The organism is Jatrophihabitans sp., from assembly GCF_046262535.1.
Classification (GTDB): domain Bacteria; phylum Actinomycetota; class Actinomycetes; order Mycobacteriales; family Jatrophihabitantaceae; genus Jatrophihabitans.
In genome coordinates this window covers 1-16,645 of sequence record NZ_JBHEMO010000077.1, presented here as the reverse complement: position 1 = coordinate 16,645, position 16,645 = coordinate 1, and the positions used below count along the sequence as shown (strand labels likewise).

At 71.9% G+C, this 16,645-nt stretch carries 18 protein-coding genes; 5 read left to right on the top strand and 13 right to left on the bottom strand.

Translation table 11 applies throughout. The features are described from left to right. Nucleotides 1–373 precede the first annotated feature (373 nt). The gene (locus ABR571_RS11105; RefSeq protein ID WP_409453265.1) at nt 374–2,002 is read left to right on the top strand and encodes an ABC-F family ATP-binding cassette domain-containing protein; all 1,629 of its coding nucleotides are present in this window, start codon (nt 374–376) and stop codon (nt 2,000–2,002) included. A gap of 7 nt (nt 2,003–2,009) precedes the next feature. Continuing rightward, nucleotides 2,010–2,702, top strand: a complete 693-nt coding sequence (locus tag ABR571_RS11100) for an HAD family hydrolase (protein ID WP_409453264.1) — start codon at nt 2,010–2,012, stop codon at nt 2,700–2,702. Nucleotides 2,703–2,704: 2 nt separating this feature from the next. Here ABR571_RS11100 and ABR571_RS11095 read toward each other — a convergent pair whose 3' ends face one another. The 7 genes from ABR571_RS11095 to ABR571_RS11065 all read right to left on the bottom strand — a co-directional run bounded on the left by ABR571_RS11095 (nt 2,705) and on the right by ABR571_RS11065 (nt 9,279). Continuing rightward, the gene (locus ABR571_RS11095) at nt 2,705–3,625 is read right to left on the bottom strand and encodes a sulfite exporter TauE/SafE family protein (protein WP_409453263.1); all 921 of its coding nucleotides are present in this window, start codon (nt 3,623–3,625) and stop codon (nt 2,705–2,707) included. Between the two features lie 53 nt (nt 3,626–3,678). After that, on the bottom strand, nt 3,679–4,344 hold the full coding sequence (locus ABR571_RS11090; protein WP_409453262.1) for a class I SAM-dependent methyltransferase: 666 nt from the start codon (nt 4,342–4,344) through the stop codon (nt 3,679–3,681). 154 nt (nt 4,345–4,498) lie between these two features. Then, a complete protein-coding gene (gene aroQ, locus ABR571_RS11085; protein WP_409453261.1) occupies nt 4,499–4,969 on the bottom strand; it encodes a type II 3-dehydroquinate dehydratase in 471 nt (156 codons plus the stop codon). Next, the gene (gene aroB, locus ABR571_RS11080) at nt 4,966–6,075 is read right to left on the bottom strand and encodes a 3-dehydroquinate synthase (RefSeq protein WP_409453260.1); all 1,110 of its coding nucleotides are present in this window, start codon (nt 6,073–6,075) and stop codon (nt 4,966–4,968) included. Before aroB ends, aroQ begins: the two co-directional genes overlap by 4 nt. Beyond that, complete coding sequence (locus ABR571_RS11075; protein WP_409453259.1) at nt 6,072–6,596, bottom strand: shikimate kinase; 525 nt, start codon at nt 6,594–6,596, stop codon at nt 6,072–6,074. The genes aroB and ABR571_RS11075 overlap by 4 nt, the downstream gene beginning before the upstream one ends. Continuing rightward, the gene (gene aroC, locus ABR571_RS11070; protein ID WP_409453258.1) at nt 6,593–7,807 is read right to left on the bottom strand and encodes a chorismate synthase; all 1,215 of its coding nucleotides are present in this window, start codon (nt 7,805–7,807) and stop codon (nt 6,593–6,595) included. Before aroC ends, ABR571_RS11075 begins: the two co-directional genes overlap by 4 nt. 65 nt (nt 7,808–7,872) lie before the next feature. Further along, a complete protein-coding gene (locus ABR571_RS11065) occupies nt 7,873–9,279 on the bottom strand; it encodes a glucose-6-phosphate dehydrogenase (protein WP_409453257.1) in 1,407 nt (468 codons plus the stop codon). A 45-nt stretch (nt 9,280–9,324) separates the two neighbouring features. On the opposite strand from ABR571_RS11065, the gene ABR571_RS11060 reads away from it, so the two are divergent. Together ABR571_RS11060 and ABR571_RS11055 are read left to right on the top strand one after the other, a co-directional pair. Next, entirely contained in the window at nt 9,325–9,879 is a 555-nt protein-coding gene (locus tag ABR571_RS11060; protein WP_409453256.1) for a molybdenum cofactor guanylyltransferase, read from the top strand. Then, a complete protein-coding gene (locus ABR571_RS11055; protein WP_409453255.1) occupies nt 9,879–10,151 on the top strand; it encodes a DUF6457 domain-containing protein in 273 nt (90 codons plus the stop codon). The genes ABR571_RS11060 and ABR571_RS11055 overlap by 1 nt, the downstream gene beginning before the upstream one ends. A 17-nt stretch (nt 10,152–10,168) precedes the next feature. Here the strand turns inward: ABR571_RS11055 and ABR571_RS11050 are convergent, their stop codons facing one another. After that, on the bottom strand, nt 10,169–11,662 hold the full coding sequence (locus ABR571_RS11050) for a flavin monoamine oxidase family protein (protein ID WP_409453254.1): 1,494 nt from the start codon (nt 11,660–11,662) through the stop codon (nt 10,169–10,171). A gap of 37 nt (nt 11,663–11,699) precedes the next feature. Beyond that, nucleotides 11,700–12,494 (bottom strand): formate dehydrogenase accessory sulfurtransferase FdhD, encoded by a 795-nt coding sequence (locus tag ABR571_RS11045; RefSeq protein WP_409453253.1) that lies wholly within the window; start codon nt 12,492–12,494, stop codon nt 11,700–11,702. Here ABR571_RS11045 and ABR571_RS11040 point away from each other — a divergent pair. Continuing rightward, nucleotides 12,493–12,696 carry a hypothetical protein gene (locus ABR571_RS11040; RefSeq protein ID WP_409453283.1) on the top strand — a complete coding sequence of 68 codons (204 nt, stop codon included), beginning with the start codon at nt 12,493–12,495 and terminating at the stop codon, nt 12,694–12,696. The two genes, ABR571_RS11045 and ABR571_RS11040, sit on opposite strands and share 2 nt — an antisense overlap. A 27-nt stretch (nt 12,697–12,723) precedes the next feature. On the opposite strand, the gene ABR571_RS11035 is transcribed toward ABR571_RS11040, so the two are convergent. From ABR571_RS11035 to ABR571_RS11020, 4 genes are all read right to left on the bottom strand, one after another. Beyond that, on the bottom strand, nt 12,724–13,539 hold the full coding sequence (locus tag ABR571_RS11035) for a shikimate dehydrogenase (RefSeq protein ID WP_409453252.1): 816 nt from the start codon (nt 13,537–13,539) through the stop codon (nt 12,724–12,726). After that, nucleotides 13,539–14,840, bottom strand: coding sequence for an endolytic transglycosylase MltG (gene mltG / locus ABR571_RS11030; RefSeq protein WP_409453251.1), 1,302 nt, complete (start codon nt 14,838–14,840; stop codon nt 13,539–13,541). Before mltG ends, ABR571_RS11035 begins: the two co-directional genes overlap by 1 nt. A gap of 51 nt (nt 14,841–14,891) precedes the next feature. Continuing rightward, complete coding sequence (gene ruvX / locus ABR571_RS11025; RefSeq protein WP_409453250.1) at nt 14,892–15,338, bottom strand: Holliday junction resolvase RuvX; 447 nt, start codon at nt 15,336–15,338, stop codon at nt 14,892–14,894. Between the two features lie 7 nt (nt 15,339–15,345). Next, nucleotides 15,346–16,645 (bottom strand): DHHA1 domain-containing protein (locus tag ABR571_RS11020; protein WP_409453249.1); only part of this gene is annotated, 1,300 nt, incomplete at its 5' end.

Sequence of the window (16,645 nt, the reverse complement as noted above, 5' to 3'; positions counted from 1 at the left end):
TGGTGAGTAACAATACGGTAGCCGATGGGTCACCGGCGGCGCCGGAACCGGCCGCTGGCGACACTGTCCGCCTGCGGAGTGACCCCCACCAGACCGGCCACAGTCGTGTTCAGCGTCCCGGTGAAGCCCGGGGTCACGTCGTAGTTCTGCTGACCGCCGGCCGGCCGGATGTGCGTTTGATGTGTGTGGGTGCAAACCGGTCAGGAAAAGGGGATTTTCGTCCCGACGCTGAGGCTTTGTGCCAAACGTCGGCCGCACCGAGCCGCACTCCGGAATTCGCACGGAGCCCCCGGCTAACGTGGGTGGCGTCGCATCCCCCACGTCGGAGGTCCTTCGGTGAAGTTCTGAGGTCTGACACCCCTGTGGTGTCGCGATGTCCGCATCGGCACCCTTCTCGGGAGACCTCTTGCCTGCACCCTCATCCGTCGTCGCCAGCGAGCTCAGCTTCGCCTGGCCCGACGGCACCCCTGTCCTCGATCGCCTCGACGTCAGCTTCGGCACCGGCCGTACCGGCCTCGTCGGGCGCAACGGCGGCGGCAAGTCCACGCTGCTCCGCCTGATCGCCGGAGACCTGACGCCACTGGGCGGGTCGCTCGCAATCTCCGGCGACGTCGCGTACCTGCCACAACACCTGCCACTGCTGACCGGGCGGACGGTCGCCGACCTCCTCGGCATCAGTGCGCGGCGCACCGCCCTGCGCGCGATCGTCGCCGGGGACGCCGACCCTGCGCAGTTCACCGCGCTCGACGACGACTGGGAGGTCGAGGCCCGGACGCTCGAGACTCTCGACCGGCTCGGCGTGCTGCGTGGCGTGGACGACGTCCTCGATCGCCCGGTCGGCACACTGTCCGGCGGCGAAGCGGTACTCACCGGAGTCGCCGGGCTCCTGCTTCGTCGCGCCGCCATCAGCCTGATGGACGAGCCCACGAACAACCTGGACCGCCCGGCCCGCGAGCTGCTCTACATCGCAGTCGACAGCTGGCCCGGGGTGCTGATCGTCGTCAGCCACGACCGCGAACTGCTCGAGCGGGTGGACGAGATCGTCGAGCTTCGCGACGGCCACGCCCGCCTGTTCGGCGGACCGTACTCGACCTACGCCGAGATCCTGTCGGCCGAGCAGGAAACCGCGCAACGCCAGGTGCGGGCGGCCGAGGGCGAGGTCGCCCGCGAGAAGCGCCAGTACGTCGAGACGCAGGTGAAGCTGGCGCGGCGCCTGCGGACGGCGAGGAAGGCCGAGCTGGAGAAGCGCGTCCCGAAGATCGTCGCGAACGGCCTCAAGCGCAAGGCGCAGGTGTCGGCCGGCAAGTACCGCGCGGTGCAGTCAGGGCGGCTGGGCGACGCCCGCGACGCACTCAGCGTGGCCGAGCAGTCGTTGCGTGACGACGACCGGATCCGGGTCGATCTGCCGGCGACCGCAGTCCCCGCCGGGCGCACCGTCCTTCGCGTTGGTGAGCTCATCGTCCGCGGGCCGGAGCGGATCGCGGTCGTTGGGCCGAAAGGATCGGGCAAGACCACGCTGCTCGAAGCGATCGTCGGGCGCCGCGACCATCCGCACGGCGCGGTCGACCAACCGTCGGTGCCGAGCGCGTACCTGCCGCAGCGGTTGGACGTCCTCGACGACGCCCGAACGGTGCTCGACAACGTCCGGGCGGCAGCACCGAGCGCGACTCCGAACGAGGTGCGGGCACAGCTCGCCCGCTTCCTCGTCCGCGGCAACCGGGTCGATCAGCTCGCCGGCACCCTGTCGGGCGGCGAGCGCTTCCGGGTCAGCCTGGCCTGCCTGCTGCTGGCCGAGCCCGCACCCCGGCTGCTGCTGCTCGACGAGCCCACCAATAACCTCGACCTCGACAGCCTCGAGCAGCTCACCGACGCGCTCGCGGGTTACCGGGGCGCCCTGATCGTCGCGAGCCACGATCTGGTCTTCCTCGAGGACATCGGCGTATCGCGCTACTGGGCGGTCGAGGAAATCTCCTTACCGAAAGAGGTGGTGGTCCCGGCATGATCGGTGCGTGCTCACCGCCCGTCAGAACTTGATCTTCGATGCCGACGACACCCTGTGGGAGAACAACGTCATCTTCGAGCGGGTGGTCGACGACTACATCGCGTGGCTCGAACACCCGACCCTCTCCCACACCGAGATCCGCCGCATCCTGGCCGACATCGAAGAGGCGAACATCGTCACGCACGGGTACGGCAGCCAGGTGTTCTTGCGGTCGCTGGCCGACTGCTTCACCCATCTCATGCAGCGTCCGGTCGGGACGGGGGAACGAGAGCGCTTCGACGAGTTCGCCGCGGCGTTCACGTCGGGCAAGCTCGAACTGATCGGACCGGTGCACGATGTCCTCGACGACCTGGCAACACGCCACGACCTGTTCCTGATGACCAAGGGCGCGCACGACGAGCAGCAACGCAAGATCGACGCGTCCGGACTGGCCGATCGGTTCGCCGGCGTGCACATCGTGGCGACCAAGACGCCCGAGGTGTATCGGCGGATCGTCGCCGAGGCCGACCTGGATCCGGACCGGACCTGGATGATCGGCAACTCCCCGAAGTCCGACATCATCGCCGCGCGAGCGGCCGGGTTGCGGGCCGTCTTCGTACCCCACCCGAACACCTGGGCGCACGAGCACGCCGACCTCGACCCGACCGATGACGGCATCGTCGAAGTGGCGGCGCTGACCGACCTCCGCCGGTACTTCTGACGCTAGGCGACGACCTTCTCGCGGACAGGCAGCGCCGAGAAGCCGTGCGCCCGGCGCAGCGCCATCCAGATCGGGCCGGCCAGCAGGAGCAGCGCGCCGAGGACGACGGCCGTCGTCGTCGTGGTCACGCCGAGCAGTTTGAGCGCCGACGCGAGCAGCACGAAGGCGAGCGCCCGGCGGATCAACGCCCCGGGCAGCCGGGACGACAGCTGCGCACCGACGTAGGCGCCCGGAATGGACCCGACGAGCAACGCGCCCGTGACCGACAGGTGCAGGTCCCCGAAGAAGATGTGCCCGATGGCGGCCGAGGCCACGAGCGGCACGGCCTGTACGAGGTCGGTGCCCACCAGCTCGCTGGCCCGCAGCGTGGGGTACAGCAACATCAGCGCGATGATGATCAATGATCCGCTGCCGACGGAGGTCATGCCCACGACCACTCCCCCGACCGCACCGACGGCCACCGTCGCGAGGGGCCGGACGACGATGTCGGGCGGTCCCGCGGGGTCCGCGGGCCGGTGCCCGTCCCGGTTGCGCGCCCGCTCGGCCAGCCGTAGATAGGCGCGGGCGAACAGTCCGGTCGCGGCCAATATGAGCGCGACGCCGAGCGCGGTCTGGATGAAGTTCTGGATGTCGGCGCCGGAACCCAACCCGCGTGCGATGAGCACGCCGCCGAAGGCAGCCGGCACCGAGCCGATACACAACCAGCGGACGAGGTCCATGCGCACGGTTCCGTTGCGAAGGTGGACGAAGGAGCCCACCGGCTTCATGACCGCACTGGCCACCAGATCGCTGGACACGGCGGCCAGCGGCGGCACGCTGAAGAACAGAACCAGGACGGGCGTCATCAATGCGCCGCCGCCCATGCCGGTGAGGCCGACGACGATGCCGATGCCCAGGGCCGCCAGCGCAAGCGTCCAGTCCACTGCGCAGCTCCGTCTTGTCGGCGTCCCCCGGCCTGTGGCCGTCTCACTGAAGTCTATCGGAATGCGATGAAAGCCTGGATCCGCGGACGCAGCAACGACGAGCGCCGCAACGTCGTGACCTGGCCGACGACGAGGCCTGCGTCGTTCAGCAGCACGTCGATGCCCCCGACCGCGCCGCGCCCGCTGACCCGGTCGACAATGATGATCTTGCCGTGATCGGTCACCACGCGAGCCAGTTCGGCCACGCCGGCCCGCGGGTGCTCCCACTGGGCGAGGGACAGAAGGACCAGCACGAGATCGAAGCTCGCATCGTCGAAGGGAAGAGCCTCCGCCGCCGAGCGGACGAGCCGGGCTCGGCGATCCACCGTCTCGCCCGCCGCGGCAAGAACCGGGCGCACCGGATCAACCCCGACGTGCAGTTCGGCTTGGGGTACCCGCAGGATCAACTCGTCCAGCAGCCAGCCGTCGCCGCAGCCGACGTCGAGGACGCGCAGCGGCATCGGCACCGCAGAAACGGCGAGGTCGGCGGTCGCGACCGCCACCGGCAGGTAGCGGCGGATCCGAGTCCCCTGCTCGTAGCCGCGCGCCGGAACCACCGGCGGCGCCCACATCACCGGGCGCCGCTGCGGCCCGGACCAGACGGCCGGAGGGTGGGGACGGAATGGTTCCGGCTCGCGTTCGGGCTCGCGTTCGGGCTCGGGCTCGGGTTCCGGCGTCATTGCGGGCGCAGCTGGAGCTGCCGGGCGAGCGTGCTCCGGACGGGGCCGGACCGGCGATGCGTGCACCGGGGACGACCATCGCGGCGCCGGGGCGGCGGCGGGCCGCGGCGGTTCGCTGAAGCGGGTGAAGTCGCCGGACGCCTCGGCCGGGCGGTCAGGCTCCACCGGCATCGCTGTCCGCCGACGGCGAGCGGGCCGACAGCCACGACAAGGCGAGGACGTACCCTTCGACGCCCAGCCCGACGATGACGCCGGTCGCGTGCGCCGACACGTAACTGGCGTGCCGGTAGCTCTCCCGGGCGAAGACGTTGCTGATGTGCACCTCGACCAAGGGCGCCGTCAGCAGAGCGCAGGCGTCACCGAGCGCGACCGACGTGTGCGTGAAGGCACCGGCGTTCAGCACGACCGGCAGCTGCCCGTCGGCCGCCTCGTGCAGCCAGCCGAGCAGATCTCCCTCGTGCTCGCTCTGCCGCACCTCGACAGCCAGCCCCAGTTCCGCGCCTCCCCGCACGCACAGAGCCACCAGCTCCTCGTACGTGGTGGAGCCGTAGACGGCCGGTTCGCGGCTGCCCAGGCGGCCGAGGTTGGGCCCGTTGAGGACCAGAACCGACTGGGGCACTGTCATGAGACCTCCGAATACGCCGCGGCCAGGACAGCCGGATCAGGATCTTCCACCATTCCCGGCCGGGCCAGCCCGTCCAACACGACGAATCGCAGCCGGTTGCCCCGCGCCTTCTTGTCGACCCGCATCGTCTCGAGCAGGGCAGGGAACGCGTCGGGCGCGTACGAGATCGGCAGCCCGAGCGATTCGAGCACCGTCCGGTGGCGAGCGGCCGTGGCGTCGTCGAGCCGGCCGAGCCGGCGCCCCAGGGCGGCGGCGTAGACCAGGCCGACGGACACCGCCGCGCCGTGGCGCCACCGGTACCGCTCGGCCCGTTCGATGGCGTGTCCCAGCGTGTGGCCGTAGTTGAGGATCTCGCGCAGACCATGCTCCGTCAGGTCCTCGCTCACGACGCGGGCCTTGACCCGTACGGACCGTTCGACGAGTTCGCGCTCCACGGCGCCACCCGCCTCGCCGGCGACCACCGGGTCGCTCTCGATCAGTTCGAGGATCTCCGGATCGGCGATGAAGCCGCACTTCACCACCTCGGCCAAACCGGCCCGGTAGTCCTGCGCCGGCAGTGTCTGCAGCGTGGCGAGATCGTAGATGACGCCGGCCGGAGGGTGGAAGGCGCCGACGAGGTTCTTCCCGGCCGCGGTGTTGATGCCGGTCTTGCCGCCGATCGCGGCGTCCACCATGCCGGCCAGCGTGGTGGCCACCTGGACGACCTTCACGCCGCGCAGCCAGGCCGCGGCGACCCACCCGGTCAGGTCAGTGGTGGCCCCCCCGCCCAGCCCGACCAGCGCGTCGGAGCGGGTGAAGCCCAGACCGCCGAGGGCGTCCCAGCAGGAGCCGGCCACTTCCAGCGTCTTGGCGTCCTCACCGTCCGGGACCGCGACCACGTGGGCGTCGCGGCCCTGCGTCCGCAGATCGGCCCGGATGCGCTCAGCCGTGGCGAGCAACGGAGGCGGATGGAGGATCGCGACCCGGTCGGCCGAGCCGAGCAACGACCCGAGTTCGCCGAGCAGGTCCCGCCCGATCAGGACCGGATAGGGCGCCGGACCGCCGACCTCGACGCGGGTCACACCGGTCGCGGCCGGGCGGGCGTCCGCACGCCGTGCGTCGCTCATCGCCTCACCTCTCGCTCGTGCAGGCGGGCGGCCACGCTGGCGGCGACCTGGCCGGGAGTCTTGCCGTCGGTGTCAACCACGAACGCAGCGACCTCGTCATAGGCGGCGGTGCGCTCGGCGGCCAGCTCGGCCAGGCGGCCGGCGGGATCGTCGGCGAGCAGCGGGCGCGTCCGGGCGTCGCCGACCCGCGACCCGAGCGTCTCGAGCCGGGCGCGCAGTTGGACCACGGGCACGCCCGACGCGCGCACCGCGGCCCGGGTTTCGGGGTTGGTGAGCGCGCCGCCGCCGAGCGACAGGACGCCCTCGGCGTCGGCCAGCGCCCGCACGACCACCGCGTGCTCCGCCGCCCGGAACGCGGACTCCCCCACGTGCGCGAAGATCTCGGTCACCGGCCGCCCCGTGTCCTGCTCGACCAGATCGTCGGTGTCGGCGAACGGCACGGCGAGGATCTTCGCCAAGCGCCGCCCCGTCGTGCTCTTCCCCGCGCCGGGCAGGCCGACGAGCACGACCTTGGGAGTCATTGCGGCGCACCGTCCGGACCTGGCGCACTCAGGCCGCGCTCGTCCAAACGGGCGAGATACGCCACGACGTTGCGGCGGGTCTCGGTCACCGAGTCGCCGCCGAACTTGTCGAGTACGGCCTGGGCGAGGACGAGGGCCACCATGGCCTCGGCCACCACGCCGGCCGCCGGGACCGCCACGACGTCCGAGCGCTGGTTGATGGCGACGGCCGCCTCGCCGGTCGCGGTGTCGATGGTCTGCAGGGCCCTGGGCACTGTCGAGATCGGCTTCATGGCCACCCGCACGCGCAGCAACTCGCCGGTCGTCATCCCGCCCTCGGTGCCACCGGACCGGCCCGACACACGCCGGATGACGCCATCGGCAGTGACGATCTCGTCGTGCGCCTGCGAACCGCGGATGCGGGCCAACTCGAATCCGTCGCCGAGCTCCACGCCCTTGATCGCCTGAATGCCCATGAGGGCAGCGGCCAGCGACGCATCGAGCCGGCGGTCGCCGTGCGTGTGGCTGCCCAGGCCCGGCGGCAGGCCGTACGCGAGTACCTCCACCACGCCGCCGAGGGTGTCCCCGGCCCGGCGGGCCTCGTCGATCTCCTCGATCATGGCGACGCTGGTGTCGGGATCGAAGCAGCGGACCTCCGACTCGTCGACCCGGTCGCCGTCCCCTGGTCCGGGGACGACGCCGGCCGGTGCGCTGACGGCGCCGATCCCAACCACGTGGCTGACGATCTCGGTCCCGACGACCTGCCGCAGGAACGCCTTGGCGACGGCACCCAGCGCGACCCGGGCGGCGGTTTCCCGGGCACTGGCGCGTTCGAGGATCGGGCGGGCGTCGTCCACGTCGTACTTCTGCATCCCGGCCAGGTCGGCATGACCCGGCCGCGGACGGGTGAGCGGGGCGTTGCGGGCCTGGTCGACGAGTTGGTCCGGATCGACCGGGTCGGCCGACATGACCGTCTCCCATTTGGGCCACTCGGTGTTGCCGATCCGCACCGCGACCGGGCCGCCCATCGTCAGGCCGTGCCGCACCCCGCCGGTGAGCTCCACTTCGTCCTGCTCGAACTTCATCCGGGCACCGCGGCCGTAGCCGAGGCGGCGGCGCGCGAGGTCACGTCCGAGGTCAGCCGTGGTCACCTCGACGCCGGCCGGAAGGCCGTCGAGGACGGCAACGAGCGCAGGCCCGTGCGACTCGCCGGCCGTGATCCAACGCAACACGGCGCACAGTCTTTCAGACACCGCCGTCCGCCATTGCCCGCCACTCGCCGTGGGGCGGGGGCCCGTCACTGGCCGAGCAGCCACCCGTCGGGCGCGGCCAACTCGACGGCTTCGGCCGGACCCCAGGAGCCGGGCGCGTACGGGCGCGGTGCCGGCGGATCGCTGAGCAGGCACTCGGCCGCCTTCCAGACCGAGGCGAGGCCGTCGGGCCGGGTGAACAGGCTGCGATCACCGACCAGCACGTCGTTGATGAGGCGGACGTAGGGCGGCAACGGGTCGCCATCGGGTAGCGCGTCGAGGGCGAGGCCGATGTCGGCGACCTCGAGGTCGAGGGACGGCCCCGGCCGCTTGGCCACGAGGCGCAGATCGATCGCGCCGCTGCCACTGAGGTCGAGGCGGAGGACGTTGCCGTTCTTGGGGACGTCGGCGAGCGGGCCCGTCGGCTCGCGCAGGATGAGGCTCACCGTCTGCTTACTGGCCGCCAACCGCTTGCCGGTGCGCAGCAGGAATGGCACGCCCCGCCAGCGGTCGTTGTCGATCCACAGCCGAGCCGCCACGTAGGTGTCGCGGGTGGAGTCGTCGGCTACGCCGTCGACATCGCGGTAACCCTCGAACTGGCCGAGCACGACGTCGTCCGGGTCGAGGGGTCGAAAGCAGCCGATGACCTCTTCGCGGGCGGCCTGCAGGTCGGCCGCCTTCAAGCTGGCCGGCTTCTCCATGGCCACTTCGGCGGCGACCTGGAACAGATGCGTCACCAGCATGTCGAGGACGGCGCCGGTCGCGTCGTAGAACTGCGCCCGGTCGGTGATGCCGAGCTTCTCCGGCACGTCGATCTGCACCGCGCGGATGCGGTCGCAGTCCCAGACCGCGTCGAACAGGCCGTTCGCGAACCGAAGGACGTGCAGGTTCTGGGTGGCCTCCTTGCCGAGGAAGTGGTCGATCCGGAAGACCTGGTCCTCGTCGAGGACGCCATGGACCACAGCGTCCAGCTTGCGGAAGTCCTCGGCCGACGTCCCGAACGGCTTCTCGTAGACGACTCGGCTGCCCTTCGCGAGTCCGTGTTCGCCCAGCGCCTCGGTGAGACCGGCGAAGGCCACCGGCGGGACGGCCAGGTAGTGGATGAGCTGGGGACGGCCGCCCAGGCGTTCCTCGGCCTCCTGGAGGACGTCGAGCAGGCTGCCGGGATCGCTGGTCTGGAAGCCGCCGCCGGCGAAGCACAGCCGCTCGCTGAACGTCTGCCACGGACCGTCCTCGGGTTTCGGCCCGAACTGGCTGAGCACGTCGTGGACGTGGTCGCGGAAGTCGAAATGGGACAGGTCGCCGCGGCCGTTGCCGACCAGCAGCCAGTCCTTGGGCAGCAGGCCCTCGATCGCCAACCGGTAGAACGCCGGCAGCACCATGCGCTTGGCGAGGTCGCCCGTCGCGCCGAAGAGGACGAAGACTGTGGGTCCGGGACCCGAGGTGGCGGCCATGCATCCGACAGTAGTTTCGCCGGCCGGCGCGCTAGCGTCGGGGCCGTGTTCGACGCAATCGTGCTGGCCGGCGGAACCGCTCGTCGTCTCGGGGGCGCCGACAAGCCGCAGCTTCGGGTGGCCGGGCGGAGTCTGCTCGACCGCGCCGTCGCCGCCGTGGCCGAGGCCGAGCGGATCGTGGTCGTCGGACCCGTCCAACCGGTCGACGGCGCCGTGACGTTCTGCCGGGAGGACCCGCCGGGTGGTGGACCGGTTGCCGCAATCGCCGCCGGCCTGCCGGCCACCTCGGCCGACCTGGTCGTCGTGCTGGCTGCGGACCTGCCGTGGATCGCACCGGCGATTCCGCTCCTGGTCGGGGCGGTTCGAGATGGCGGGCCGGCGGTCCTGGTGGACGCGTCGGGCCGGCCGAACCATCTGGCGGCGGCGTGGCCGCGTACACAGCTCGGCGCGGCGCTCGACCGCCTCGGCGCGCCGGCCGGTGCCGCCATGTGGGCGCTGGTCGCCGACGTTGCGCCGGTGCACGTGCAGGACACCGGCGGCTGGGGCCGCGACTGCGACACCTGGGACGATCTGGCCGAGGCACAGGGAAAGGACGACTGATGCCCGACGTACTGAGCACCTGGATCGCCCAGCTGGCCGCTCAGCTCGGGGTCGACCCGACGCACGTCGACCGCACGCTGCTGTTGGACGTCGCCCGCGATGCCGCGCACGGTGTCGCCCGGCCGGCCGCGCCGTTGACCACGTTCCTCGTGGGCTATGCCGCCGGCCTGCGGGGGGGCGGCGTGGACGCCGTCAGCTCGGCTGCGGCGGTCGCCCAGCGGTTGGCCGCCGAACAGCCGCCGAAGACCGACGACGGGCCGTCAGCCGGCTGACCGGACGGGCGGCTCGCTCAGAACGCGGCGGCCACCTCGGCCGCGGCGCGCTCGCCCGAGCGGACCGCGCCGTCCATGTAGCCCTGCCAGTAGTCCGACGTCTCCGTCCCGGCCCAGTGGATCCGGCCGACCGCGCCGCGCAGCGCCGGGCCGTATCCGGTGAGCGTGCCCGGCCCGGCGATCGCCGTCGGGCCGCCGCGGCTCCACTCCTCCAGGGTCCAGTCCATCTCGAAGTAGTCCGTCGGCGACAGGTAGCGGTTGTCGCCGAACATCCGGGCGAACTGCGCCAGCACGGCGGCCCGGCGTTCGGCCAACGGCTTCGGACCCCACTTGAGGTTCTGCGCCCCGCCGACGAAACCGGCGAGGACACCGGGGCTGCCGTCGGGCGGCGAGTTGTCGAACGAGTAACCGACCGGACCGCCGACGGTGAGGAACTGGCCGGTCAGGTTGGCGGCCCGCCAGAAGGGCGTCGGGTAGACCGCCTCCACCTTCATCAGGGCGCCCATGGCCAGGCGCTGGGTCAGCAGGTCGCGCGCGGCCGGGAGCAGCGGCTGGTAGTCGATGCGGGCGGCCAACGCCGGCGGGATCGCGACGACGACGTGGGCGGCGTCCACCGTGAGCGCATCGGAGGCGACCGTGACGCCGGTGGCCGTCTGGGTGATGCGGCGCACGGGGGTCGACAGGTGCACCCGATCGCCGAGCGCCGACGCCACTCGCTGGGCGACGACCTGCGAGCCGCCGATCAGCCGGCTCTGCTGGGCGCCGCCGCGGACGTTGAACAACCGCTCGAACGTTCCGGGATTAGTGGCGTTGCCGGCCGCGGCGACGTAGGCGAGCACGAAGAGGAACGAGAGGTCGCCGGGCTCGGCCCCGACCAGCGCCTCGGTGAACGGCCGTAGCAGCCCGACGATGCCTTCGGCGTTCACCGAGTTGGCCCGCACCCAGGTCTCGAGCGTCTCGGCGTCCAGCCTGGCGGCGTTGGGAGCCGTCCAAGGCGTGGCCACCGGGAAGTTGGCGGCCATGAGGTCGATCTGCTGGCTGAGCTTGATGATGTCGGCGAGCAGCAGGGGGTCGGGCGGCGCGGTGCCGAGCGGCCCGGTGTCGCTGTACTTCAGATTGATCAAGCCGTTGACGTAGACGTTGTTGCCCGTGTCGTAGGCGTCGAAGGTCCCCACCCCGACCTCGGTGGCGAGTGCGACGATCCGGTCCTGGGTCGGGCCCACGAACTCGCCGCCCGCCTCGGCCACCTTGCCGTCGCCGATCGGGTGGTTCAGCGTCCGGCCGCCGACGCGATCGCGGGCCTCGAGGACGACGACGGAGTGTCCGGCGGCGACCAGGCGGCGGGCCGTCGTCAATCCGGCGAGCCCGGCGCCGACGACGGCCACGTCGGCGGTCGCCGAGGGGACGGCGGCGGAGTCGGCCTCGGCCCGCGCGGCGGCGGGCAGGGCGACCGCGGCGGCGGCACCGGCAGTGCCGGCCAGGAAGGCGCGACGTGAAGTTCGGGTGGTCACGGAACGCAGTCTGCCGACTAGAACACGTTCCTGCATCTCAGGAGATCGAGTCGTCTCCCGCATAGACGTTGAGCCGGTCGCCGCGGACCATCCCGGCCAACAGCAGGCCGTACTCCCGGGCCAGGTCGACCGCGAGACTGGATGGGGCCGAGACCGCGACGATCCCGGCGGCGCCGGCCGCCACCGCCTTCTGCACGATCTCGAACGACACCCGCCCGCTGACGACGAGCAGCCGGTCCTGCGCGGGCAGCTCCCCCGCCATGAGGGCGTGACCGACCACCTTGTCGACAGCGTTGTGCCGGCCGACGTCCTCGCGGACTGCCGTCACGGTCCCGTCCACCGCGGCAAGCGCAGCCGCGTGCACGGCGCCGGTGCGGTCGAACGCCTTCTGCCGCCGGCGCATCGCGTCGGGCAGGGTCGCGAGCACGCCCCGGTCGACTCGCCAGCCGGTGCGATGCGGATGCGACGTGGCCAGCGGCCGAAGGTCGAGCAGGTCGGCGCTGCACACGCCACAGGCGGCACTGGTGACGAAGGCCCGCGGGCGCGGCGGACACACCGCCGCGCGCAGGGTGATGTGGACGCGATCGGTGTCATCCTCGCGGCAGGACCGCAGGTGGGCGATGTCGTCGGGGCGGCGCACGCCCGACTCGACGACGAGCCAGCCGGCGGTGAGCTCGAGATCGTGTCCCGGGGTGCGCATCAGGGTGGCGATGGCGGCGCCGTCCATGGCCAGCACGAGGGGTGCCTCGACGGCGAGGTCGTCAGGGGTGCGGGCCGGTTCGGCGCCCGACGGCATGCGGACGATGGACCGCCGCGTGGTGCTTCCCGCCATGACCCGAGCGTACGTCGAGGCCCGGCGGTACGGAGCCCACCGCGGCGGGAAAACGGTTGCCTACGACACGCCGTCCGGATGTGCCGCCGCCTACTTCCCCGAGGCGACCGTCCTGGTGCCGCTGGACTCCACCGCGGAAACGAGCAACACGCCCACGTCCAAGTCGATCGTGATCCGTCTGCAGCGCGCGGCGGGGTCCTGAGCGTCGTGGCCGGGCCAGGTCGAGCCGTCAGACGCCGCAGCCCGGGGCGGCGGTTTCGAGGGCGACGCGCATCGCGCCGAGCGGTGCGTCCGCACCGGTCATCAGCGCGACCTGCACGGCTGCTTGGTGCAGCAGCATGAGCGCACCGCTGACGACCTTGGCCCCGGCGGCGCCCGCGGCGGCCGCCAGCGGAGTCGGCCACGGGGAATAGACGACGTCGAGGACGGTCTGCGCGGCCGTCCATCGGCGTGCGGCGAGCGGGTCGGCGGCTCCGTCCGGGAGGGTGGAGATGAGCAGCCCGGCGCCCAGACCGGCGGACGCCGGGTCGAGCGCTCCCAGCGTCACGCGCGTCCCCAGCCGCTCGGCCGTGTCCATCAGTGCACCGGTTCGGCCCGCGTCGCGCACCAGGACAATGACCTCGTCGACGCCGAGGGCGAGCACAGCCGCGAGCGCGGCCTGGGCCGTGCCGCCCGCCCCCAGCACCGTCACCGAGTCAGGGGCGACGGCGTATTCGGCCAGCGCGGCGACGATGCCGGCGACGTCGGTGTTGTCGGCGATCCAGCCCCGGCGTCCGGGCAGGAGCGTGTTGGCGGCGCCGACCGCCGCGGCCACGGATCGCACCTCGGCGGCCGCGTCGAGCAGCGCGTGCTTCAGGGGCATGGTGGCCGAGAACCCGGCCCAGTCGGCCCGCTCGGCGAGCACGCCCCGCAGCTCGGCGACGCCGCAGTCGATCGCCTCGTAGGTCCAGTCCAAGCCCAGCTCGGCGTAGGCGGCCCGGTGCAGCACGGGCGAGAGCGAGTGTTCGATCGGGCGCCCCAGCACCGCGGCGCACCGCCGCGGCACTATCCGCAGCCCCAGTTGTTCTTCTTGCAGGTGGCGACGGCCTTGGTGAACTCGGACTCGCTGTTGGTGAAGAACAGGTGGCCGTCGGCGTCGCCGTTGACGTAGAACATCCAATTGCCCTGGGCCGGATGCGCCGCCCCGCTCATCGCCTCGGTGCCGGGGTTGCTGATCGGTGTCGGCGTCAGACCGCCGTGCAGATAGGTGTTGTACGGCGAGTCGAACGTGGCGTAGTTGACCTTGCCGGGGTTGAGCCCCTCCAGCCGCGCGCCGTACCGGCTCGTCGCGTCGATCTGAAGGGGTCGACTAGCGGCGATGCGATTCAGGATCACCCGGGCGACCTTCGGATAGTCCTCGGGGAACTTGGCCTCCGACTCGACGATCGAGGCGATGATCAGTTCCTGGTACGGCGTGACGTGCAGCGGGGCGGCCGCCGCGGCGAAGTTGATCGAGCGCGCCTTGTCGGTGAACTGGGTGACCATCGCCTGCAGCGCCACCGCCGGGCTCGCGTCCTTGGAGAAGAAGTAGGTGGCCGGGTAGAGGAACCCCTCGACCGAAGTCGGGGTCTTGCCGTTGACCGTGAAGTCGGTCGGCAGGCCGATCGCCTGCACGTCCTTGAGCGCCTTGGCGACCGCCGCCTCGTCCAGGCCCGGCCCGCACACCGCCGACGACGAGCTGTTCGCCGCGCACGGTGGAGCGGTGAGTCGTTTGAGCACGTCGAGGCTCGTCGCGCCCTCGGTGACCACGACGTCGGAGTCGACGCGCGACGCCGGATCGAGCATCAGGTTGAGGGCGTTCTTGGCCGACATGTGCTTGCGAAGGCGGTAGGACCCGGGCTGGATGTTGTGCGAGCGCGAGTTGCTACCGGCCGCCTCGGTGAAGGCCCGGACGCTCGCGACGACGCCCTTGTCGTGCAGCGTGGTGCCGATGTTCTTGGCGTTGTCGTTGGCCTGGACCTCGATGACCACCGCGCCGGCGCCCTTGCCGCTGTAGTCGCTCGGGTGCAGGTAGTGGTAGATCGGCAGCACCACCAGCCAGGCCGCCGCGGCGATGACGAGGACCAGGAGCGCCGACATGAGGCCCAGCAGCCGCCGGTTGCGGCGACGGGCCGCATGGGAGCCCCGCTCGGCGCGCCGCTCGCTGCGCGACACCTGTTCGAGGACCGGGAGCCCGCCCGGGCGGGGACGGTGGTGGCCGTCCAGGCCGTCGGGCTCGCCAACGCCGGCTTCGTCGTCGTCGGAGGAGCCGAAGAACAGGCCGTGCGGGTCGGAGTCGGTGATCGACTCGCGATCGCGTCGCGCCACGTCCTACGCTCCGTTCCTCGGTGGAGGTTTCGCTCCCAGCGTCCGGCCCCCTCAGGGCCGGCGGATATCCAGCCAGTGCTGCAGCAGCTCGACGGCCGCGGCCTGATCGATGACGGCGCGGCCCGCTCGACCCCGAACGCCGCCCTGCTGGAGCTTACGCTGCGCCGAGACCGTGGTCAGGCGCTCGTCCAGGAACTCGACCGGCAGCGGAGTGACCCGCGCAGCCAGCCGAGCGCCGTAATCGCGGGCCATCTCCGCCGACGGGCCCTCCCGGCCGGCGAGGGTGCGGGGCAGCCCGATGACGACCCCGATCGCCTCGTACTCGGCGAGCAAGCCCGCCAGTTCGACGATGTCCCGGTCCCGCTCGAGGTCGCGGGCCAAGGTGGTCACGGGGACGGCGAGCACACCTCGGGGATCGCTGCGGGCGACGCCGACCCGCACCGAGCCGACGTCGACGGCGAACCAGATGCCAGCCGGCCCGCGCGTGTCGCGGTTCACGGCAAACTCAATCTGTACGAATTGCGGCCAGATGTTCCCTGGCGGCGGCCAAGGCGTCGCCCAGGTTGGCGGCGTCTCCACCGGCACCCTGGGCCAGATCGGCCTTGCCGCCCCCGCGGGCGCCGAGCACCGGCGCGAACGCACGGACGAGCTCGCCGGCCTTGACGCCCGCCGCCTGGCCCGCATCGTTCACCGCGGCCACGAACGCGACGCCGCCGCCGTCCACCGCCGAGGCGAGCAGGACGACCGCGGGGTCACCGTGCCGGAGCCGTCCCCGGACGTCCAGCGCCAGCGACCGCAGCTCGTTGCCGCCGATGCCGGCCGGCGCCTCGGCTCCGACGAACTGCACCGAGCCGAACTGCTCGGCGGCCGACGCGAGGGAGCCCGCGCTGGACAGGACCGCCGCCGCCCGAAACTTGTCCAGCTCGCGCTCGGCGGTCTTCAACCGGTCGAGGATGCCGCCGATGCGCTCGGGCAGCTCGTCCGGCGGGGTCTTGAACTCACTCGCCAGCTGCGACACCAGCACGTGCTCGCGGGCGAGGTAGCGGAACGCGTCCAGCCCGACGAGCGCCTCGACGCGGCGAACGCCCGAACCGATGGAGGCCTCGCTCAGCAGCTTGACCATGCCGATCACCGCACTGCGTGGAACGTGGGTGCCACCGCACAGCTCGCGCGAGTAGTCGCCGATCTCCACGACGCGGACCTCGTCGCCGTACTTCTCACCGAACATCGCGATCGCGCCGATCCGGCGCGCCTCCTCCTGGTCGGTGACGAACCACCGCACCTCGAGGTCGCGCAGCAGCACCTCGTTGATCTCGTCCTCGAGGTCGCCCAGCACGCTCGTCGGCACCGCCGAGGGCGTCTTGAAGTCGAAGCGCAATCTGCCGGGCGCGTTCAGCGATCCGGCCTGGGCCGCGGTGTCGCCGAGGGCCCGCCGCAGTCCCGCGTGCAGCAGGTGCGTGGCCGAGTGGCTCCGGGACACCGATGCCCGCCGGTTCGGGTCGACCTGGGCCAGGACGACGTCGCCGGGGCGGACCTCTCCGGAGAGAACGGTCACCCGGTGCGTGATCAACCCGGGCACCGGTTGCTGCACGTCGACGACGGTCAGTTCGGCGTCGCGGCCGTTGGCGTTGACGGTGATGCGGCCCCAGTCCGGCTGCTGGCCGCCGCCCTCGGCGTAGAACGGCGTCGCGTCCAGCACGATCTCGACGTCGTCGCCCTCGGTCGCGGCCGGCAACGGCCCGTCGTCGCCGATGATCGAGGTGACGACGGCCTCGCGCGCGATCTCCAGGTAACCGGTGAAGTTG

Excerpts from the sequence above, each read along its gene's own strand:
- aroB (WP_409453260.1), bottom strand. The coding sequence starts at position 6,075 with ATGAGCGACGCACGGCGTGCGGACGCCCGCCCGGCCGCGACCGGTGTG.
- ABR571_RS11065 (WP_409453257.1), bottom strand. The coding sequence starts at position 9,279 with ATGGCCGCCACCTCGGGTCCCGGACCCACAGTCTTCGTCCTCTTCGGC.
- aroQ (WP_409453261.1), bottom strand. The coding sequence starts at position 4,969 with ATGACAGTGCCCCAGTCGGTTCTGGTCCTCAACGGGCCCAACCTCGGC.
- ABR571_RS11075 (WP_409453259.1), bottom strand. The coding sequence starts at position 6,596 with ATGACTCCCAAGGTCGTGCTCGTCGGCCTGCCCGGCGCGGGGAAGAGC.
- ABR571_RS11090 (WP_409453262.1), bottom strand. The coding sequence starts at position 4,344 with ATGACGCCGGAACCCGAGCCCGAGCCCGAACGCGAGCCCGAACGCGAG.
- ABR571_RS11055 (WP_409453255.1), top strand. The coding sequence starts at position 9,879 with ATGCCCGACGTACTGAGCACCTGGATCGCCCAGCTGGCCGCTCAGCTC.
- ABR571_RS11045 (WP_409453253.1), bottom strand. The coding sequence starts at position 12,494 with ATGGCGGGAAGCACCACGCGGCGGTCCATCGTCCGCATGCCGTCGGGC.
- ABR571_RS11040 (WP_409453283.1), top strand. The coding sequence starts at position 12,493 with ATGACCCGAGCGTACGTCGAGGCCCGGCGGTACGGAGCCCACCGCGGC.
- ABR571_RS11105 (WP_409453265.1), top strand. The coding sequence starts at position 374 with ATGTCCGCATCGGCACCCTTCTCGGGAGACCTCTTGCCTGCACCCTCA.